Genomic DNA, 19879 nt, shown 5'->3' with positions numbered 1-19879 from the left:
CGCCTAGGGTGGTCGCGTGACCAGCCCCGCGCCTCTGCTCGACAACCTCGGCCGACTCGCGACCGGCGGCGCCGTCCTGGGAGGGCTGGGACTGCTCGCCTCGATCGGGTACGTCCGCGGTGCCGCGATCGGCCACCTCCACCGCCTCGAGGACGTACCGGCAGCCCCGGTGGCCATGATCCTCGGCGCGAAGGTGCATCCGGACGGACATCCGTCCTCGTTCCTCTCGGCCCGCTTGGAGCTCGGCCGGCGGCTCTTCGAACTGGGCAAGGTGGAGCGGCTGCTGGTGTCGGGCGACGGCGTCCGGCCCGAGTACGACGAGCCTGCCGCCATGATCGACTACCTGACCGATGCCGGCGTCCCGGCCGACGTGATCATGGCCGACCGGGCCGGCCTGGACACGTACGACTCCTGCCTGCGAGCCAAGACCCTGTACGGCTGCCACGAGTTGATCATCGTCACGCAGACCTACCACCTGGCCCGCGCGGTCGGCATCGCCCGCCACCTCGGGCTGGTGGCCCACGGCGTCGGGGACAACTCCGTCCGCCGGCACCGCAGGCCTTGGCTGATCGGTTCCGCCCGTGAACAGCTTGCGTACCTGAAGGCGGCCGGGGACCTGATCAGCCGCCGCGACCCGACCGAACCGACGGCCTGAGTCACTCACCGCTCCACTATCAGGTTTGACTTGCTTGTGCAAGCATGTAATGCTGTAATCAAGTAAGAACGAAAGGAGGGTCAGATGACCTGGCACTCACCTTGGGACGAGGGCTCGCGGGAACGCCGCGGACGCCCCGGACTACGAGACGACCGCCGGCGTGGTGCCGGCGAAGGCCGCGGGCGGGGACGCCGCCGCGGCGAATCTGAAGAGCCGGCCGCGGACGAGACCGAGGCCGACCCGCGCGAGCGTCGCCGCCATCACGGCGAACGACGCGGCGGACGCGGCTTCGGCCGACCGGGCGGCTGGCAGAACGTTGATCTGCCGCCGGCCGACGACGCTCAGGCCTGGTTCGAGGGACGACTGCCCGACGGTTGGTTCTCCGACGTCGAGGTCAGTGTCGACCGCGAGGAGATCCTCGTGATCGGCACGCTGCCCGACGACACGACCGACGACACCGCTGCGGCAGAGGGCCGGATCAGCCGGTTCCGCGCCGACACCCGCGGCACCCGGATGCAGATCGCCGACGAGGCTCAGGCCCGGTACCGGCGGAAGGTGTCCTGGGGCGCCGAGCTCGGGGACGTCCGCACGCTGTTCACGCACATCTCGGTTCCCGTGATGACGCGGCTCCGTCAGCCCGAACGGCAGGTCCTGGACACGCTGGTCGACGCCGGCGTCGCCCGCTCCCGGTCCGAGGCGCTGGCCTGGGCCGTCAAGCTGGTCGGCGAGCACACCGAGTCCTGGCTGTCCGGGCTGCGTGACGCCATGGCCGAGGTCGACAAGCTCCGTGCCGCCGGCCCGAGGCTCGACCGCGAGGACGATTCCGACGATTGAGCGCGGGCCGGTCGGGCCCGCGCTGTGGATCCCCGGCTCGAGGATCGTGCTGCGGCCCGAGCCGGGACGCTCCGGGCCACCGGAGGCCGTACCCCTGCTGCTGAGGTTGCTGGCCGAACTCCGCCGGCCACCACCGCCCCGACCCCGAACCCACTGATCGACCGGTCAGTTCTGCAGCGACACGCCGCCAGAACGCCTGCTTTTGTGACCGGTCAGCGGGTTCTGTGGGTGCGGTAGTAGGTGATCAGGGAGCGCGTGGAGGAATCCTGGGCGGCCAGGGCCGCCTCGTCGCCGGAGACGGCCGGCGCGAGTTGCAGGGCCAACTGCTTGCCCAGCTCCACCCCCCACTGATCGAAACTGTCGATGCCCCAGATCGCACCCTGGACGAAGGTCAGGTGCTCGTAGAGGGCGATCAGCTGACCGAGCACGGCCGGCGTGAGCGCCGGAGCCATGATCGAGGTCGACGGGCGATTACCCGAGAACACCCGAGCCGGCACGATCGGCTCGGGTGTTCCCTCGTCGCGGACCTCGTCGGGCGTCTTGCCGAAGGCCAGGGCCGCGGTCTGGGCGAAGAAGTTGGCCAGGAACAGCTCGTGGACATCGGTGTCGCCGTCCCGCAGTGGGTGCGCAGGGTTCGCGAACGCGATGAAGTCGGTCGGGATCAGCCGGGTGCCCTGGTGGATCAGCTGATAGAACGCGTGCTGGCCGTTGGTGCCCGGCTCGCCCCAGAACACCTCGCCGGTCTCGGTCGTGACCGGCGAGCCGTCGTAACGGACGCCCTTGCCGTTGGACTCCATGGTCAGCTGCTGCAGGTAGGCCGGGAACCGGTGCAGATACTGCGAGTACGGCAGCACGGCGTGGGTGGCCGCGCCGAGGAAGTTGCCGTACCAGACGTTGAGCAGGCCGAGCAGCACCGGCAGGTTGCGGGCCGGTTCGGCGGTCCGGAAATGATCATCGATCGCCCGGAAGCCGGCCAGGAACTCGGCGAACCGCTCCGGCCCGATCGCCACCGCGAGCGAGGTCCCGATCGCCGAGTCGACCGAGTAGCGACCGCCGACCCAGTCCCAGAACCCGAACGCGTTCGCCGGGTCGATGCCGAAGGCGGCCACCTTGTCCAGCGCCGTCGACACCGCGACGAAGTGCTTCGCCACCGCGGTCTTGGCTTGATCGTCTCCGCCGTCGATCGCCCCGGCGGAGCGCAGGCCGTCCAGCAGCCAGGCCCGGGCCAGCCGGGCGTTGGTCAGCGTCTCCAAGGTGCCGAACGTCTTGGAGGACACGATGAACAGCGTCGTCTCCGGGTCCAGGCCGGCCGTCTTCGTGGCCAGGTCGGTCGGGTCGATGTTGGAGATGAACCGGGCCTCCAGGCCCTCCTTGACGTACGGCCTCAGCGCCTCGTACGCCATCACCGGACCAAGATCAGATCCGCCGATGCCGATGTTGATCACCGTGCTGATCGGCTTGCCGGTGACACCGGTCCACTCCCCGCTGCGGACCCGGTCGGCGAAGGCGTACACCTTGGCCAGCTCGGCGTGCACCTCCTCGACGACCTCGTGGCCGTCCACCTCCAGCCGTTCGCCGGCCGGGGCCCGCAGCGCGGTGTGCAGCACCGCCCGGTCCTCGGTGACGTTGATGTGCTCGCCGGCGAACATCGCCGCGATCCGTTCGGGCAGCCCGACCTCGCCGGCCAGGGCGAGCAGCGCTGCGACGACCTCGTCGGTGATCAGGTTCTTGGACAGGTCGGCCCGCAGGTCGGCGGCGTCGACGGTGAGCCGCTCGGCCCGGTCGGGGTCGTCGGCGAACCAGGCCCGCAGGTCGGGTCGCAGCGAGTCGGCCAGCCCGGACAGGGTCCGCCAGGCCTCGGTTCGAGTCGGGTCCACCGGTGCGCTCATGGGGCCATCCTGCCAGGGCAGGATCCGGGCCGGGATCAGAGCCAGCCCTTGACCTCGGCGCGGCGGGCCGCCTCGACCCGGTTGCTGGTGCCGAGCTTGCGGATCGCGTTGGAGAGATAGTTGCGTACGGTGCCGGGAGACAGGTGCAGCCGGTCCGCCACGGCATTGATCGACGCCCCGTCGGAGGCGGCCCGGAGCACGTCCCGCTCCCGTTCGGTCAAGGGATTCTCTCCGTCGCGGACCGCGGTGATCGCAAGATCCGGATCGATCACCCGCTCCCCGGCCGCGACCTGCCGGACCGCCTCGGCCAGCTCGGACGCCGGCGCGTCCTTGAGCAGAAAGCCGACCGCGCCGGCCGCCATCGCCCGCCGCAGGTAGCCGGTCCGGCCGAACGTGGTCAGCATGATGATCTTGGTCCCCGGCAACTGCCGGGTCAGCTCGGTCGCCGCGCTGATGCCGTCGGTGCCGGGCATCTCGATGTCCAGCAGCGCGACGTCCGGCCGGCCCGTCAGGGCGGCCGGCAGCACCTCGTCGCCGCGGGACACCTCCGCGACGATCTCGATGTCGCCCTCCAGCGAGAGCAGCGCGGACAGCGCCCCGCGCACCATCGCCTGGTCCTCGGCGATCAGCACCTTGATGATCATGGCACCTCCGGTTCGGCCGGCACACTGACCCGGAGCCGGAAGCCGGGCCCGAGATCCTCGATGGTCAGGGTCGCCCCATCGGCCTGGCGGACCCGCTCGGCCAGGCCGGCCAGCCCGCTGCCCGGACCGGATCGGGCCGGCGGGGTCCGCTCCTGTCCGCGGCCGTCGTCGTCGACGACCAGCGAGATCACCCGGTCGGACCGGCGCAACTCGATCCGGCAGCGGGCGGCACCGCTGTGCCGGACCACGTTCGTCACCGCCTCCCGGACGGCCCAGGCCAGCACCGCGTCGTGCCGGACCGGGCTGCCGTCGAGCTGATCATCGATCACGGTCTCGATGCCGGCCGACTCGAGCAGTTCCCGGGCGCCGTCGAGCTCGGCGGTGAGGACCGGGCGGCGATAGCCGGCCACCGCCTCGCGGACCTCGCGCAGGGAGCGCCGGGCCACCACGTGCGCGTCGGCGATCTCCGCGCGAGCCCGTACCGGATCGGTGTCGATCAACTTCTCCCCCAGCTCGGTCTTCAAGCTGATCAGGGACAGGCTGTGCCCGAGCAGGTCGTGCAGGTCCCGGGCGAACCGCAACCGCTCCTCGGCCACGGCCAGCTCGGCCAGCCGCCGCCGCGCCGTGATCAACTCGGCCAGGTTCGCCGTCTGGCCGATCGTCGCCGCGCCCCACAGCCCGAGCAGCCCGGCCGGCAGCCCCAGGAACGACAGCCCGTACGGCCAGCCCAGCACGAACAGCACCACCACCAGCACGGCGACGCCGACGTACGCCTCGCGGGCCGGCAGCATCACGCCGACGGCCATCCCGACGTGGAAGAACAGCGACAACCAGGCCGGCCCGGTCAGCTGGGCCAGCATGATCAACAGCACCGCCAGCCCGACGACCAGTCCCCGGCGCAGCCACAGCGCGGCCGCCGGCGGCGGCCCGACCAGCAGCGTGGCGGGCCGGAGCCAGCACATCAGGTACGTGAAGCCGACCGCGAACAGCAGCGCGCCCGCGAAGCTGATCATGGACGTCGGCCGAGTCGGCCCGGCCTCGACCGCGGTCCGGATCGGATAGCCGAGCATGATCAGGCTGAGCGGCGTCAGCACCTGCCACCAGTGCCGGTAGAACAGCCGTGGCAGCGAGCGCAGGTCGGCCCCGTTGATCACGCCGAGCGCCGCTTCCGGATCCGGCCCCACGGCTTGAAGACCGCGAGCACCATCGCGAAGGTCAGCGCGGTGGGCGAGACGATCGGCGGGTAGATGATGTTGTCCAGGTCCGCGGTCGCGGCCGGGTCGGCGGCCAGCTGCCGCCCGTACTCGCCGACCTCCTGCACCCCGCCGAGCAGGGACAACGGAACCAGCAAGGTCAAGATCAAGTTCAGCACCAGCTTGATCAACACCCACCAGTAGCGGACGATCCCGTACCGCGAACCCCAGCCGAGGAAGAGCCCGGTGATCAGGCAGACCAGGCCGGCGCAGAGCAGCGGCACCACGGTGATCGTCTCCAGGGCCTGGAACAGCGAAGCGGCGAGCCGCGGATCGTCGGTGGTCAGGCCGGTGAAGACCGCGAACGCCATCGCCACATCCAGTCCGATCCAGATTCCCGCGGACATGATGTGCAGCAACAGCACGAGCTTGCGTACCGGAGTCCTGAGCCGCAGCCGGATCGGTGACCCGGCCGCCGTCGTCGTGGTCGCCATCTCGCCCTCCTCGCTGACGCCAACCCTGCCCGGACCCCGGTGGACCCGACCAGTGATTTCTGTCATTCCGGAATCCTCGCCGAGCGGACGTCTGCTGTCGTCGGACGAGCAACGGCCGTCGGCTCAACATCCGGCGCAGCGTGCCGGCTCGTCACTACGCACTCGGACGTAGTTGCGGTCGTTCTGTCGGATTCGCCCGGACGGCTCCGTACGGACTCACAACAGACCACATGAGAAGGAGCAGACCATGAACCAGGCCAACCCGATCCGGCTCTACATGTCCATGTCCCTCGACGGCTTCATCGCCGGCGAGGACGACCGCCGCGGCCAGGAGATGGGGCGGCGCGGCTTCCGGCTGTTCAACTGGCTGGACGACCGGTTCGGCGACGGGCCGAACGGCCAGGTGTACCGCGAAGGACTCGCGACCGGTGCCGTGATCAGCGGCCGGCGCACGTTCGAGCTGGCCGGGCACTGGAACGGCGACCACCACGACGGGGTGCCGATCTTCGTGTTGACCCGCACCGTCACCGAGCAGGACCGGCCGATCGGCCACGCCCGGTTCATCAGCGACGTCGCCGAGTGCGCCCGGCTGGCCCGGGCCGCCGCCGGTGACCGACCGGTGCTGGTGCACGGCGCCGGTGCGGCCCAGGCGCTGCTCCGAGCCGGCCAGCTGGACGAGCTGGAGATCCAGCTGGTGCCGGTGCTGCTGGGCCGGGGCCGGCGACTGTTCGACGAGCTCGCCGACGAGACGGTGGAGCTGGAGCCGGTGCGCCGGCTCGAGGGGCGCGACGTCACCCACCTCCGCTATCGGGTGGTGCGCTGAACTTTCCGGAGATTTCTTGGCGGCGGTGTCGATCTCGGGTCGTGACTCTTCGTCGGTGGGGCAAAGAAGGCTTCACGGAGGGAGAGTCCGATGTCGTACGCAGCAACCCGGACCATGCCGGTGCCGGCCCGGACCGCCGGAGCAGGCCTGGTGCTGGGCCTGGCCTGCGCGGCCGACGCGATGGTCGGCCTGGACATGGCGATCGTCAACGTCGCGTTGCCGTCGATCCAGCGCGACCTCGGAGTCGGCCCCGGGGCCGTGCAATGGGTGGTCGTGGCCTACGGGCTGCTGCTCGGCGGCTTCCTGCTGTTCGGCGGACGGCTGGCCGACCAATTCGGCCGCAAGCGGGTCTTCGTCGCGGGCCTCGCGGTCTTCACCGCCTCGTCGCTGCTGGCCGGCCTCGCCGCCGAGGCGTGGCAGCTGATCGCGGCGCGGGCGGTCCAGGGCTTCGGCGCCGCGCTGATCGCCCCGACCGCCCTGTCGCTGCTCGCGGTCAGCTTCGCCGAGGGGCGCGAGCGGAACCGCGCGCTCGGCGTCTTCGGCGCCGTCGGCGGCGTCTCCGGCTCGGTCGGGGTGGTGGCCAGCGGCCTGCTCACCGGCGGGCCGGGGTGGCGCTGGGGCTTCCTGATCAACGTCCCGGCGGGTCTCGTCATGATCACACTCGCCGTCGTCTTCCTGACCGCCGACCGGGAGACCCGCCGGACCGCCCGGCTGGACACGGCCGGCGCGACGACGGTGACCGGCGGCCTGCTGCTCCTGGTGTACGCGCTCCATCACGGCGCCACCCATGGCTGGCTGGCCTGGTCGACCCTGGCGCTGGGCGCTGCGGCCGTGGCGTTGCTGGTCGCCTTCGTACGGATCGAACGCCGCACCGCCAACCCGCTGGTGCCGCCGTCGACCTGGCGGAACCGGACCCTGGTGGTGGCCAACGCCGCAGCGTTCCTGACCACCTGCGCCTTCCTCTCCTTCATCTTCATCGCCTCGCTGCTGATGCAGCAGGTGCTCGGCTACTCGCCGCAGCTGACCGGCGTGGCCTGGCTCGCCACCACGGCGACGATCTTCCCGGTGGCCATGATCGGCGGCCGGCTGACCGCGCTGGTCGGGGTCCGGCCGCTGCTGGTCGTCGGGCTCGGCCTGTTCGCCGCCGGCGCGGTCTGGCTCGGCCGGGTGCCCGCGGCGGGTCACTACTGGACCGATCTACTGCCGTCGTTCCTGGCCGCCGGGATCGGCTTCGGGCTGTGTGTTCCGGCGTTGCAGGTCGGCGCGCTGGCCGGGGTACCCGAGAAGGACTCGGGACTGGCCTCCGGGCTGGTCGAGACGATGCGCGAGGTCGGCGGTGCGGCCGGCGTCGCCGCGGTGTCGACCGTGCTGGTGGCCGGTTCCGGCCTGGCCGGGTTCCACCTGGCCTTCCTGTTCATCGGCGTCGTGGCCGCGCTCGCGCTGGTCACCGCCGCGATCGGGTTCGCCGGCCGGCGAGCCTGACCATCCGATCCAGAGGAGTCTGAGATGACCATCGAGAACGTTCCCGAACCCGCGATCGCCGACCGCGCCACCTTCGAGGCGGAACTGGCCGAGCTGCGGACCCGGGAGAAGGCGCACACCCGGGCCGGCGACGCCATCGCCGCGGCCAGGCGCCGGCTGCCCGTGGTCGAGGTCGACCCGTCCACCCCGCTGATCGGTGCGAACGGGCCGGTGCCGCTGATCGACACCTTCGAGGGCCGGCAGCAGCTGATCACGTACTACTTCATGTGGTACCCGGGTCGGCCCGCGGCCGGGCAGTGCGAGGGGTGCACCTGGAACAACACGCAGCTCGACGAGCTGTCGTACGTCCATTCCCGGGACATCACGTACGCGGTGTTCTGTCAGGGGCCGTACGAGGAAAGTGTGCGCTACCACGACTTCATGAACTGGTCGATGCCCTGGTACTCGGCGCAGGACTCGCTGGAGACGCTCCTGGTCGGGCGGCAGGCCGGCATGATGCACGTGGTCTGCTATCTCCGGCGCGGCGACCGCGTCTTCGAGACCTACTGGACCACCCTCCGCGGCGTCGAGGCCGTCGACATCAACTACCGGCTGATGGACCTGACCATCTACGGGCGACAGGAGCCGTGGGAGGACTCGCCCCAGGGCTGGCCGCAGGGCCACGGGGAGACGTTCCGCGTCGACGGCCGCCCGATCGCCCAGTGGTCGCGGATCCGCGCCGGCCGGTCCGACGACCTCACCGGTGGCGCAGCACCGACGACCGCGGCACCATCGTCACCACCCACGTCCGGCGGATGTGGCGCTTGTGGCTGATGCCCGCTGCAGGCAGAACCGAGACCGGAGGTGTCATGAAGTACGTGCTGTTGATCTGTGACGACGAGGTCGATCCGCCGTCGACGGCGGAGATGGCCGCCGACCCGGTGCACAAGGTCTGGGAGGAGAAGGTCCGCGGCTCCGAGCTGTGGGGTGCGCGGCTCCTGCCGACGGTCAACGCGACGACGATCCGGGTCCGCAGCGGAGAGGTGCTCGTGTCCGACGGGCCCTTCGCCGAGACCAAGGACTTCGTCGGCGGTGTGGTCGCCATCGAGTGCGAGAACCTCGACGACGCGATCGAGATCGCGGCCAGTCACCCGTACGCGCGCCGCGGGAGCGTTGAGATCCGGCCCTTCTGGGAATGACGGCCGGGCGCTCCGGCCGCTGGGCACGGCGCTAAGTTGGGCCCCACTATGGGTACGGAGAGCCGGCAGGCCCGGGCGCGCGCGGAGCAGATCGTCCGGGACGGCGCCCCGGTCGGCTCGTCGCCGTACCGGACGGATCTGGAACGGATCCGCTTCGCGCCGTCGTTCTCCCGGCTGGCCGAAGTGACCCAGGTGGTCGCCTCGGCCGCGACGGCCGGCGTCGTGCACAACCGGCTGACCCACACGATCAAGGTCACCGCGGTCGCCCGGGCGCTGGCCGAGCGGCTGGTCCGGAGCGAGCCGTCGGACCGGTTGGACGAGCTGGGCGGGCTGGATCAGGTCGTCGTGCAGGCCGCGGCCAGCGCGCACGATCTCGGCCATCCGCCGTTCGGGCATCTGGGCGAGCGGGTGCTGGACCAGCTGGCCCGGCAGCGGTTCGGCCTGCACGACGGGTTCGAGGGCAACGCGCAGACGTACCGGATCATCACCGAGCTCGAGGTGCGCGGCCCGGGCGACGAGGGGCTGAACCTCACCGCGGCGGTGCGGGCGGCGGTGCTGAAGTATCCGTGGGGGCGGCTCGACGTACCGGAGCCGCATCCGAGCGGCTGGCCCGAGATGCCGCGCGGGGCTCGGGTCGGCGTCGACGGTCCGGGATCGGCGAAGTTCTCGGCGTACGTGATCGACCTGCACGAACTGATCGCGGCACGGGCCGCGTTCCCGATGCTCGAGCCGGGCCGGCAGACCGTCGAGTGCTCGGTGATGGACCTGGCCGACGACATCGCCTACTCACTGCACGACCTGGAGGACTTCCACCGGTCCGGGGTGCTGCAGTTCTCGCCCGTGTCGGCCGAGTTCCGGGCCTGGGCGGCCGACCGGAAGACGCTGGCCGGCCTGGAACCCGAAGCCGTGCAACAGCTGGACCGCAAGCCCGGCGCCGGACTGGAGCGGCTGCGGCGCCGGCTGCAGGACCGGGACGGCTGGATCTTCGACGAGGAGCTGTTCGCGGCGGCGGTGGCCCGGGTCGGTGACGAGTTCGTCGACGGGGTGCTGGACCGGCCGTACGACGGGTCGATGGCGGCCGACCGGACCATCTCGGGCTTCACCGGGCGCTGGATCGACGAGTTCATCGCCGCCGCCCGATTGGATCCCGCGCCGCAGATCCGGGCCGGCTGGGTCGAGCCCACCCCGGAGGCCTGGCACCGGGTCCAGGTGCTCAAGTTCGTGCACGCCTACTTCATCCTGGAACGGCCGGACCTGGCGATGTTCCAGCGCGGCCAGGCCGAGATCCTGTCCCGCTTGGTCGCCGCCCTGGACGACTGGCTGTCGGACCGGCTGGACGCCGGCCGGGCGCCGCGGCGGCTGCTCGACCTGGTCCGGATCGCGACGCTGGCGTACCGGAGGCTGGCGGAGGAGCGGCCCGCATGGCTGGGCGGCCGGACCGGTGACGGCGACCTGGCCCGGATGGGGCGGGGCCGCGGCATCATCGACTACGTGAGCGGCCTGACCGACGAGCAGGCGATCGCGTTCTCGTCCCGGCTCTCCGGCGGTAACAGCATCCTGTGGAGCGGGGCGGTCTGACCCTTGGATTCGTTGCAGGAGTTCGCCGCGGCCGCCGGGACGGTGCTGCGGGAGATCATCAACCGCGCGGTGTCGGTGCAACCGGCGCCGCCGATCGAGGTGATCCTGATCATCGCGGCCATCGCCGCGCTGGCCGTGCTGCTGCGGCCGGTCTGGCCGGTCACCCGGCTGTTGATCACGATCACCCACGAGGGTGCGCACGGCGTCGCGGCGCTGCTGACCGGTCGCCGGCTGCACGGGATCCGGCTGCACTCGGACACCTCCGGCGTCACGCTGTCCAGCGGCCGGCCCGACGGACCGGGCATGATCATCATGCTCGCGGCCGGCTATCTCGGACCGGCCGTGGTGGGCATCGGCGCGGCCCTGCTGCTCGCCGCCGGGCGCAGCGTGGGGCTGCTCTGGTTGTTGTTGATCTTGCTCGCCCTGCTGTTGGTGCAGATCCGCAACTTCTACGGGCTGCTGGTGATTCTCGGCGTCGGCGCCGTCCTGGTCGCGATCAGTTGGTACGCGCCGCCCACGGTCCAGTCCGGCGTCGCGTACCTGATCACCTGGATCCTGCTGATCGCCGCGCCGAAGCCGGTGATCGAACTGATCCGGCACCGGAACCACCCGCAGACCGCCGGCTCGGACGCCGCCCAGCTGGCCGGGCTGACCCGGCTGCCGGCGCTGGGCTGGTCGCTGCTGTTCCTGGCCGCGAACGTGGCCGGCCTGGTCCTCGGGGTCAGCTTCCTGCTGCCGGGGATGATCCAACGGCTCCTTGCGCTGGCCGGCTGAATCCCCGGAAAACAAAGGACTCCCGGCCGAAGCCGGGAGTCCTGGTCAGTTGGGGAGGAAGGGAAGTTCGATCAGCGGTGTGGGCTGAAGACGCCGTGACGCTGCGCGACCAGGATCAGCTCATCGCGCATCGCCGGCGTGGCGGCGGTGCTGATGGCGCGGTTGATCTCGCGGCGGGTCCGGATGGTCTCACGGCGGCTTCGGAGAGCCTTCGCGAGGCGTGACATGCGTGGTCCTTTCACAGGGTTGACTGGTGGCAGCTTCGGCGTCGAAACTTTCGATTTCGAATTAATCTTACCTCGCCGGACAAGCCGTTCCGAAGCCGGCGGCTATGATCTCGCCCACACGGCTGGGAGGTCAGAGATGCCGCAGGTGGAGGCACGGGTACGGGTCGCCGTCGACCCCGCGACCGCCTTCGCCGTCTCGCAGACCACCGGGCCGACCCGGCTTCGCTGGGACCCGTTCATCCGGCGCCAGCACTTCCTCGACGACGCGACCGAGGCGGGTCGCGGCGTCCGGACCTTCACCCGGTCCCGGCACGGTCTTTCCATGATCAGCAGGTACGTCTCGTACGCGCCGCCGGCACCCGGCCGGGACACCGGCAACGTCGGCATGACCATGGAACGCGGGCCCTGGTTCTTCGAGACCTTCGGCGGCGGCTGGCGGTTCGTACCGGACGGCGAGGGCGGCACCGTGGCGACCTGGAAGTACACCTTCAGCTGCCGGCCGGCCTGGGCGCGGCGGGTGCTGGAGCCGATCGGCAGCTGGCTGCTCGGCCGGGACATCCGCCGCCGGATCGCCGGATTCGCCAACGGGTGCAGCGATCCCGAGGTGCTCGCGGCGGCCCGGTCCGGGGCGGGATAGGCTCGATGGCCATGGACACCGAACCGTTGGCACGGTTGCTCCGCAGCGGCATTGCCGCCCATCCCCGGCCGCTGTTCCCCGGCGCGGTCTGCGCCGTCGATCATGGCGGTGAGTGCGACGTGATCATGGTCGGCGACGCCTACCGCTATGCGGACCTCGACGGCACCCGGGTGCCGGACGAGCAGCGGACGCCGATGGCGGCCGACACGGTCTTCGACCTGGCCTCGCTGACCAAGCTGTTCACCGCGATCTTGATCATGCAACTGGTGGACCAGGAGCAGCTGGAGCTGGACGCACCGGTCGCGGACTACCTCGAGGCGTGGTCCGATCCGGAGCGGTCCTCGGTGACCGTGCGGCAACTGCTCACCCACACGAGCGGGCTCGCTGCCGTACTGGGGCTGTGGCATGAGCCGGACCCGGACGCCCGGGTCCGCGCCGTCCTCGAGGCCCCGCTGGAGACGCCGCCGGGCGCCGCCTTCCGCTACTCGTGCGTCGGCTACCTCAACCTCGGCCTGCTCTACCAGGCGATCACCGGGATGGACCTCGCGCACGCCGTGATCAACCGGATCTGCCGGCCGCTCGGCCTGACCGACACCGGCTACCGACCCCTGGCCGCCGGGATCGCCAAGGAGCGGATCGCGGCGACCGAGATGCGGCCGATCGCCTGGTCCCGCGACCTGCCCCCGGCCGGCCCGGACGAACCGGCCCAGGACAACCGCGGCATCGTGCACGACGAGAACGCCGCCTCGCTCGGCGGGATCGCCGGCAACGCCGGCATCTTCGGTACGGCCGCCGACCTGCTCACCTTCGGCCGGGCCGTGCTGACCGGACTCGGCGGCGACGGCTCGGCCCTCGGCCTGCGGCCGGAGACCCTGGCCGAGATGGCGAGGCCGCAGCTGCCGGACGGACTGAACCCCGATTTCCAGCAGGGCCTGGGCTTCCGGATCGGCCAGACCGGCTTCATGGGCAAGCTCGCCGACACCCCGGCGATCGGCCACACCGGCTACACCGGCACCTCGATCACCATCGACCCGTCCCGAGACCTGGTCCTGGTCCTGCTCACCAACCGGGTCCACCCGTCCCGCGAGTGGTCCGAGCTGAACCCGTTCCGGAGCCGGATCTCCGACCAGGTCGTCGCCACCCTCGAGCCCAGGGTCTAGCCGCGCGCCGCCCTTGGGACTGGGCGCAGCGCTTGTCCCCGCACCATCAACCCACCCGCGCCGGTGTTCGCGGGTCTTGGCCCGCCCGGGTCCCGCCCACCGGCCGCCCGTCACTCGTCGCGGAGCCGGGGCCCAGCCCGATCCCCGGCCCCGCGCGACCTCCACGCCGACCGGTCACTACTGCAGCGACACGCCGCCCAAACGCCTGCTTTGGTGACCGGTCGGCGGAGGAGTTTCAGGCGGCTCGGCCGTAGCCGGTGGAGAGGACGACGCCGGCGCGTTCGAGTTCGGCCTCGACGCGGAGGCGTTCGATGTCGCGGGCGTGGCCGGCGGTGTCGGTGTCGAGTTCGTGTTCGATGCCGAGCATCTCGCAGCACTGGATCAGCAGGCGGTCGTACGCGAGCCGGTTGCCGAGCTGGTGGGCCGCCGAGGAGCTGGCGTCGACGGCGATGATCCGGCGAAGCCGGCGCAGGTCGGCCGCCAGGCGTTCGATCGGGATGCCGCACTGGTGCCGGAGTGCGGACACGTTGCGATGATGCTCGGCCCGCTGTCGTACGGCCTCGGCGACCCGCTCCAGCAGGTCGGTCTCGGGGGTCTCGAATCGACGGCGCCGCAGCCACCGGGATCGGGCCCACCAGAGGGCCGCCAGTCCGCACAGCAGGCCGGCGAACACCAGGTATCCGAGCACCAGCCAGCCCACAGCTGAACTCTAGGCACGGTGTGACGCACCGCACAAGGAACTTTAGACATGCCTCTGCCCGGCCGGACAAGTTCCGGCCGGGCAGAGGTGTGGCGATGGACTATCCGGTGCCCTCGTTGCCGTACACGGAGACGTGCACGTGGTCGTAGTGGTTCGCGGTCGCCGAGCCGCGATCCTCCATCGAGCGCCAGCCTTCGCTGCTGCGCTGGACCGTCCAGATCTTCTGCGCGTGGATCACTTCCATCACGCCGAGGGCCTTGGCGTTCGCGCGCAGCCAGCGGGCCACCTCCCAGCCGAGATCGCCGTCGACCATCGCGTCGACCGCCCGGCCGGAGCCGTGGTAGCCGTAGGCAGCAGCCCGGACGCCACCGTACTCGGTGATGGACGGGAACTTGGCGCAGATGGCGCGGTGCACCCGGATGGCGTCCTGGGTCAGGCCGTCCTCGACGCCGGACCCGCTCGGGCACGGCTCCATCGAGAACCCGTCCGAGGAGTCACCGCCGTCGTCCTCGCGAGGCTCCGGCTTCGTCTTGGACAGGTACTCGGTGGCCAGCCAGCGCGGCTCGTCCGAGTAGACGACCAGCGTGTAGTCGCCCTTCTTGGTCGAGGTCGCGGTGACCTTCTCGCCCTCCGGCAGGACCTTGATGATCTCGCCGTCCGGCGACGGCTCCACGCGGAGATTCAGGGCCGTGGTCACGTACCGGTCGCCGACTTCCTCCCAGTCAGTCGGCGCCCGGTACGCATCCTCGGATCCCGAGTCCCCCGACTTCTCCTCCGAGTCCCCACCGGACTTCTGCGACCCCGCTCCCTCGGAGTCGCTGTCCGATTCCTTCTCCTCCTGGGCCTTCTTCTCGGCGGCTTCCCGCTCGGCCTTCTCCTTGGCCGCCTTGTCCTTCGCGGCCTGCTCCTCGGCTGCCTTCTTGTCGGCGGCCTTCTGCTTGGCGGCCTTCTCCTTCGCCGCCTTCTCCTTGGCGGCCTTCTCCTTGGCCGCCTTGTCAGCGGTGGTCGGTGGCGTGGACGGGCGGTCGGTGCTCCGATCCGGCCGGTCCTCGCGGGTGTCGGTCAGCGGTGTCGCTGACGAGGGGATTGGTGGCTCCGCAGTGACTGACTCTTGTTGGGGCCAATACGCCACAGCAACCCCCGTCGCCAGGGCTCCCGCAACCACGACCGGGATCCCGATGCGGGCGATCCGGATGATCATGGGCGGTCGCGCCGCGCGGCGGGGTCGTACCACGAAATCTGCCTCCTGCGTTTATCAAACCGTTACCAAACGCTGGCAGTCTAACCACACGGGTGCCGGATTGGGCAAACCTGACCGCAAAAAACCTGCAGGAAGCGCCCCGGACCAGGGCTTTCAGGACTCTGCCGGTACGGGAGCACGCGGGCTCCTCCGGTACGGCGACACGCTGGGATCACCGTCGATCCAGAACCGCCAGGCCCGGTCCGCCGCGACCGACACGCCGACTCGCGGTCCCCTCGCCACACCGCGCGCCGGGCGGTCCGCGAGGGTCAGCGAGACCGGGCCGTCGCCGAACAGGTCCGCGCCGCGATGCTCGCCGGTCAGCCCGAGCGCCTGGGTGAGCCGGCCCGGGCCGCGAGCAAGATCACGATCCTTCGTCGCCGACAGCCGCCGGCTCCGGGCCAGCTCGATCCCGTCGATCACCTCGCCGGCCCGGAGCAGCACCGCGGCCGATCTCCCGTCGGGGCCGCAGACGACGTTCGCGGCCCAGTGCACGCCGTAGGAGAAGTACACGTAGAGGAACCCGGGCGGGCCGAACATGATCGCGTTCCGCTGGGTCAGGCCCCGGAACGCGTGCGAGGCCGGGTCGTTCGCGCCGTCGTACGCCTCCACCTCGGTCAGCCGGACCGCGACGTCGCCGTTCCGCAGCACCGCGTTCAGCAGCCGCGGCGCCACCTGCGCCACCGGGCGGGCAAGATCGATCATCGGCGGCAGTGCTCCCGGAATCGGATCATGATCATGATGGTAGTCAGGGGCTAGTGTGGCGTCCCATGACCATCCGCGCAGTGACGCTGATCATGGACGATCCCTCGCGAGCGGTCCGCGCGCTCAGCGACATCTTCGGCTGGACGATCGAGAGCGACTTCGGCCGGTTCGCCTCGGTACTGCCGCCGTCCGGCATCCCGGTCTGGATCAACGCCCCGTCCGAACCGGGCGCGACCACCGCGCACTTGGTCGTCCACCTGGCCACCGACGACGTCGACGCCGACGCCGCGGCAGCCGTCGATCGCGGCGCGCGGATCCTCCGCGGGCCGGTCGACATGGAGTACGGCGAACGCTCCGCGGTCGTCGAGGTCGAAGACGTCCCCGGTGTCAGCTTCGACTTCTCGCGGCCGATCGCACCCTGAGCCTGTCGAAGGGCCGAGCCGGGATCGCCCTGCCCTTCGACAAGCTCAGGGAACGTTGTTCAGGGTTCGATCCTCGCTACGTCAGCAGCTCGACCGTCCCGGCCGACCCGTCCACCCGGATCCGGTCCCCTGACTTGATCCGCATCGTCGCGGTACCGGTGCCGACGACCGCCGGGATGCCGAGCTCGCGAGCGACGATCGCCGCATGGGAGAGCGGAGCGCCGATGTCGGTGACGACCGCGGAAGCCCTGGGAAACAAGGGAGTCCAGCCGACGTTGGTGATCGACGTGACGAGGATCTCGCCCGGTTGCAGCCGGTCGCCGTCGGCCGCGTCGATGATCACCCGGGCGACGCCCTCGACCGTCCCGCCGGCGCCGGCGAAGCCGGTGATCACGTCCCCCGTTTCATGATCGTCGGGCCGGCCCGGCGCCCACAGATCGGTCCGCCGGTTCGGCTGCGCAGCCCAGCGGTACGGGTCGAACGGGCCCAAGATCAGACTCGGCGGCGCCGGCAGTGCCCGGTAGTGGTCGTAGGCGTCCCGTCGTTCCGTGATCAGTCCCGGGTCGACCGGCTCACCGCGCAGGGCGGCGACCAGTTCGTCCAGGTCGAGGAAGTACGCGTCGTCGCCGAGCCCGAGGAGCTCACCGGCCCGCCGGACGAAGTCGCGGATCACCCAGAAGTAGCGGACCACCTCGCTGCGGGTCTGCTCCCGGTCCCGGCTCATCTTGGCCCACCGCGCCAGCAGCGGCCGCAGCCGGGCGGCCTGCTTCGGGTGGGCCGCGGCCAGCCGGTCCCACGCCTCGCGTTGCTGTTCCTGCTGCCGGGTGATCATGGTGGCGAAGTCCGGGCCGTCGCCCTGCTCGGCGAGCCACTGCTCGATCCAGCCCGGTTCCTCGGCCGGCCGGGGGCTGGACAGCTCGAACTCGTGCGGGCCCCGATGGGCGTAACGCCGGTTGAACGTCTCGGCGTCCAGCTCGCCGCGGGCCAGTTGATCAAGGCCGGCCACCAGGCCGAGGCTGGCCAACTGCCCGGCGCTGGCGCCGAGCCCGGAGGTGATCTTGGCGGCCTCCGCCTCGCCGACCAGAGCGGCCAGCTTCTCCGGCGTCGTGATCGGGCCCAGGCCGGTGCTCCGGGTGGCGGCGGTGAGCAGGTCACCGGCGTGGTCGAACTCCGGCCGCAGCGTGTCGGTCCACAGCGCGGCCAGCGCCACCGGGTCTCCGACGGCGGCGATCTCGGCGCGCCGCCGCTCACAGAGAGCGGGGTGCTCGGCGACGAAGGAATCGATCAGGCCGACGTTCCGGCGGACCAGGATCCGCATCCCGATCACGATCGGGATCAGCGTCCGGATCGCCCGCCAGCGACTCATCGCCGCCTTCGGGATCGGCAGGTCCGCCGGGATCCGGCCGAACAGCGTGCCGATCATGGACCGGAACCGGCCCTCGCCGACGCCGAACGCGCCGAGCAGGCTGGCCTGCATCGACAGGTCGAGATAGATCCGGCCGGCGATCCGGCCGTAGCCGAGGTAGCCGGGGATGCTCGCCGTCGGCATCGCCCTGGCCATGAACAGCCGGACGGCCGACCAGGAGGCCGGTGTCAGCACGTCCGGGATCGCCTCGCCGACGTTGGTGTTGGCCCACAGATGATCACTGTCCCGGGCGTCGTTCCACGGGTCCGGCCCACGCATCGGTACGGTCTCGGCGGCAACGGCGGTGACCGGCCGGGACTGCACGATCTGCAGCCGGTCGCCGGCCCGGCACCACTCCACGTCCCGCTCGGACCCGGCCCAGTCGGCCAGCCGGATCCCGAGTTCAGCCAGGGCTACGGCCTGTTCGGTGGTCAGGGCCGGCTCCGTCCGCCGGTCGGCCGGGACCGGCTGTTCCTCGGTGCCGCCCTCGGTCAGCACGGTCATGATCGTCTTCTCCGCGACGGTCGCCTCGGTGACCGTACGGTCGCCGCGCCGGACCCGGTAGACGTCCGGCGTGACGGCACCGCTGACCACCGCCTCGCCGAGGCCCCAGGCCGCGTTGATCACCACCTGATCGGCCGCACCGGTGACCGGGTCGACGGTGAACAGCACGCCCGACGCGTCGGCCTCGACCAGGCGCTGCACGACGACGGCCAGCGCGACCTGATCATGGTCGATGCCCTGCCGGGCCCGGTACCCGATCGCCCGGTCGGTCCACAGCGACGCCCAGCAGTCCCGGACCGCGGTGAGCAAGGACTCGGGCCCGCGGATGTTGAGGAAGCTGTCCTGCTGACCCGCGAAGGACGCCGACTCCAGGTCCTCCGCGGTGGCCGACGAGCGGACCGCGACCGGCGGTGCCCCGAGGTCGGCGTACGCCTTCTCGATCGCGGTCGCGACGGCCGCCGGCAACGCGTGGGCCCGGAACAGGCCGATGATCTCGGCGGACGCGGCGGCGGTGCTCCGCGGGTCGGCCGGGTCGACCCCGGCCAGGGCGGCGATGATCGGAGCCTGCAGCCGGTGCTCGTCGACGAAGGCGCGGTACGCGTCGGTCACCACCTGGAAGCCGTCCGGGACGTCGAAGCCGGCGCCGATCATGGCGGCCAGCGAGGCGCCCTTGCCGCCGACGTCGGCCAGTCCGGAGCCCGGGTCGGCCAGCTCACGTACGAAGATCATGATCATTCCTCTGGGGGAGCAGAATGCCGCGGCTCCGCAGGTCGTCGGCCGCGTCCTTGACGCGCTCGAGGACACCCGGGTCGAGCAGGCTGGCCCCGCCCAGCCGGCTGGCGATGGCGTCACCGAGCATGAACGAAGCGGCGTTCCAGCTCGCCAGGATCGCCGCGTAGGCCTCGAGATCGTCCACCGGCCGGATCCGGCCGGCCTCGATCCCGGTGACCAGGTTGTTGCGAGCGGCGTCGATCATCCGGTCGAAGACCCGCCGGCTGGCCACGCCGCCGATCAGCAGCGCCTGGCCGAGGTAACGGGTCATCGCGATCAGTTCCGGATGATCACCCAGGTAGTCGGCGACCGAGTCGATCGTCGTCCCGCCGCGCAGGTAGTCGTCCCGCAACCGTTCGATGTGGCCCAGGACGTAGTCGTCGCAGTGCCGGATCAGGCCGTCCTTGGAGCCGAAGTGATGCATGATCAACGCCGGCGAGACCTCGGCCCGGGCCGCGATGGCCCGCACCGTGGTGCCACCGAAGCCGGCCCGGCCGAACAGCTCGACCGCCGCCTCCCGAATCCGTTCCAGACCCGAGTCCTCGCTCACCCAGCCAGACTAAA

21 protein-coding genes are annotated in these 19879 nt (G+C 71.1%); 11 read left to right on the top strand and 10 right to left on the bottom strand.

Translation table 11 applies throughout. The features are described from left to right. Positions 1-16: 16 nt before the first annotated feature. Both AC6CCG_RS21635 and abmR read left to right on the top strand, forming a co-directional pair. Positions 17-655 (top strand): SanA/YdcF family protein, encoded by a 639-nt coding sequence (locus tag AC6CCG_RS21635; protein ID WP_496656721.1) that lies wholly within the window; start codon positions 17-19, stop codon positions 653-655. A gap of 84 nt (positions 656-739) precedes the next feature. Further along, a complete protein-coding gene (gene abmR / locus AC6CCG_RS21630; protein ID WP_496656720.1) occupies positions 740-1489 on the top strand; it encodes an ATP-binding transcription factor AbmR in 750 nt (249 codons plus the stop codon). A 212-nt stretch (positions 1490-1701) separates the two neighbouring features. On the opposite strand, the gene pgi is transcribed toward abmR, so the two are convergent. Genes pgi through AC6CCG_RS21610 form a run of 4 tightly spaced genes read right to left on the bottom strand, consistent with a single transcriptional unit; the run spans position 1702 to position 5709 of the window. After that, a complete protein-coding gene (pgi, locus tag AC6CCG_RS21625) occupies positions 1702-3378 on the bottom strand; it encodes a glucose-6-phosphate isomerase (RefSeq protein WP_496656718.1) in 1677 nt (558 codons plus the stop codon). Positions 3379-3413: 35 nt separating this feature from the next. Further along, on the bottom strand, positions 3414-4022 hold the full coding sequence (locus tag AC6CCG_RS21620) for a response regulator transcription factor (protein WP_496656717.1): 609 nt from the start codon (positions 4020-4022) through the stop codon (positions 3414-3416). Beyond that, the gene (locus AC6CCG_RS21615) at positions 4019-5206 is read right to left on the bottom strand and encodes a sensor histidine kinase (protein ID WP_496656715.1); all 1188 of its coding nucleotides are present in this window, start codon (positions 5204-5206) and stop codon (positions 4019-4021) included. The genes AC6CCG_RS21620 and AC6CCG_RS21615 overlap by 4 nt, the downstream gene beginning before the upstream one ends. Next, positions 5173-5709 carry a hypothetical protein gene (locus tag AC6CCG_RS21610; protein WP_496656714.1) on the bottom strand — a complete coding sequence of 179 codons (537 nt, stop codon included), beginning with the start codon at positions 5707-5709 and terminating at the stop codon, positions 5173-5175. The genes AC6CCG_RS21615 and AC6CCG_RS21610 overlap by 34 nt, the downstream gene beginning before the upstream one ends. Before the next feature lie 247 nt (positions 5710-5956). Between AC6CCG_RS21610 and AC6CCG_RS21605 the strand changes: the two genes are divergently transcribed. From AC6CCG_RS21605 to AC6CCG_RS21580, 6 genes are all read left to right on the top strand, one after another. Continuing rightward, positions 5957-6532, top strand: coding sequence for a dihydrofolate reductase family protein (locus AC6CCG_RS21605; protein WP_496656713.1), 576 nt, complete (start codon positions 5957-5959; stop codon positions 6530-6532). A 90-nt stretch (positions 6533-6622) separates the two neighbouring features. Continuing rightward, positions 6623-8014 (top strand): MFS transporter, encoded by a 1392-nt coding sequence (locus AC6CCG_RS21600; RefSeq protein ID WP_496656712.1) that lies wholly within the window; start codon positions 6623-6625, stop codon positions 8012-8014. A gap of 24 nt (positions 8015-8038) precedes the next feature. Continuing rightward, entirely contained in the window at positions 8039-8827 is a 789-nt protein-coding gene (locus AC6CCG_RS21595) for a DUF899 family protein (RefSeq protein ID WP_496656711.1), read from the top strand. Positions 8828-8862: 35 nt separating this feature from the next. After that, a complete protein-coding gene (locus tag AC6CCG_RS21590; RefSeq protein ID WP_496656710.1) occupies positions 8863-9192 on the top strand; it encodes a YciI family protein in 330 nt (109 codons plus the stop codon). A 48-nt stretch (positions 9193-9240) separates the two neighbouring features. After that, positions 9241-10770 carry a deoxyguanosinetriphosphate triphosphohydrolase family protein gene (locus tag AC6CCG_RS21585; protein WP_496656709.1) on the top strand — a complete coding sequence of 510 codons (1530 nt, stop codon included), beginning with the start codon at positions 9241-9243 and terminating at the stop codon, positions 10768-10770. Between the two features lie 3 nt (positions 10771-10773). Beyond that, positions 10774-11544 carry a M50 family metallopeptidase gene (locus tag AC6CCG_RS21580; protein ID WP_496656708.1) on the top strand — a complete coding sequence of 257 codons (771 nt, stop codon included), beginning with the start codon at positions 10774-10776 and terminating at the stop codon, positions 11542-11544. Positions 11545-11615: 71 nt separating this feature from the next. Here AC6CCG_RS21580 and AC6CCG_RS21575 read toward each other — a convergent pair whose 3' ends face one another. Next, positions 11616-11771 (bottom strand): hypothetical protein, encoded by a 156-nt coding sequence (locus AC6CCG_RS21575; RefSeq protein WP_496656707.1) that lies wholly within the window; start codon positions 11769-11771, stop codon positions 11616-11618. A 136-nt stretch (positions 11772-11907) separates the two neighbouring features. Between AC6CCG_RS21575 and AC6CCG_RS21570 the strand changes: the two genes are divergently transcribed. Both AC6CCG_RS21570 and AC6CCG_RS21565 read left to right on the top strand, forming a co-directional pair. Beyond that, positions 11908-12408 (top strand): SRPBCC family protein, encoded by a 501-nt coding sequence (locus AC6CCG_RS21570; protein WP_496656706.1) that lies wholly within the window; start codon positions 11908-11910, stop codon positions 12406-12408. 11 nt (positions 12409-12419) lie between these two features. Then, complete coding sequence (locus AC6CCG_RS21565; protein WP_496656705.1) at positions 12420-13568, top strand: serine hydrolase domain-containing protein; 1149 nt, start codon at positions 12420-12422, stop codon at positions 13566-13568. A 235-nt stretch (positions 13569-13803) separates the two neighbouring features. On the opposite strand, the gene AC6CCG_RS21560 is transcribed toward AC6CCG_RS21565, so the two are convergent. The 3 genes from AC6CCG_RS21560 to AC6CCG_RS21550 all read right to left on the bottom strand — a co-directional run bounded on the left by AC6CCG_RS21560 (position 13804) and on the right by AC6CCG_RS21550 (position 16213). Next, complete coding sequence (locus tag AC6CCG_RS21560) at positions 13804-14268, bottom strand: hypothetical protein (RefSeq protein WP_496656704.1); 465 nt, start codon at positions 14266-14268, stop codon at positions 13804-13806. Positions 14269-14368: 100 nt separating this feature from the next. Continuing rightward, a complete protein-coding gene (locus AC6CCG_RS21555; RefSeq protein WP_496656703.1) occupies positions 14369-15502 on the bottom strand; it encodes an SH3 domain-containing protein in 1134 nt (377 codons plus the stop codon). A 120-nt stretch (positions 15503-15622) separates the two neighbouring features. Continuing rightward, the gene (locus AC6CCG_RS21550; protein ID WP_496656702.1) at positions 15623-16213 is read right to left on the bottom strand and encodes a DNA-3-methyladenine glycosylase; all 591 of its coding nucleotides are present in this window, start codon (positions 16211-16213) and stop codon (positions 15623-15625) included. Between the two features lie 65 nt (positions 16214-16278). Between AC6CCG_RS21550 and AC6CCG_RS21545 the strand changes: the two genes are divergently transcribed. Then, a complete protein-coding gene (locus AC6CCG_RS21545) occupies positions 16279-16635 on the top strand; it encodes a VOC family protein (protein ID WP_496656701.1) in 357 nt (118 codons plus the stop codon). 76 nt (positions 16636-16711) lie between these two features. On the opposite strand, the gene AC6CCG_RS21540 is transcribed toward AC6CCG_RS21545, so the two are convergent. Both AC6CCG_RS21540 and AC6CCG_RS21535 read right to left on the bottom strand, forming a co-directional pair. Continuing rightward, the gene (locus AC6CCG_RS21540) at positions 16712-19273 is read right to left on the bottom strand and encodes a PEP/pyruvate-binding domain-containing protein (protein ID WP_496656700.1); all 2562 of its coding nucleotides are present in this window, start codon (positions 19271-19273) and stop codon (positions 16712-16714) included. Next, positions 19257-19865: a TetR/AcrR family transcriptional regulator gene (locus AC6CCG_RS21535; protein ID WP_496656699.1), complete on the bottom strand. Its 609-nt coding sequence runs from the start codon at positions 19863-19865 to the stop codon at positions 19257-19259. The genes AC6CCG_RS21540 and AC6CCG_RS21535 overlap by 17 nt, the downstream gene beginning before the upstream one ends. Between the last annotated feature and the right edge of the window lie 14 nt (positions 19866-19879).

Source organism: Microlunatus sp. YIM B11417 (assembly GCF_059617205.1).
Note: the sequence above shows the minus strand (reverse complement) of the source record. Positions and strands in the feature narration are given on the sequence as shown.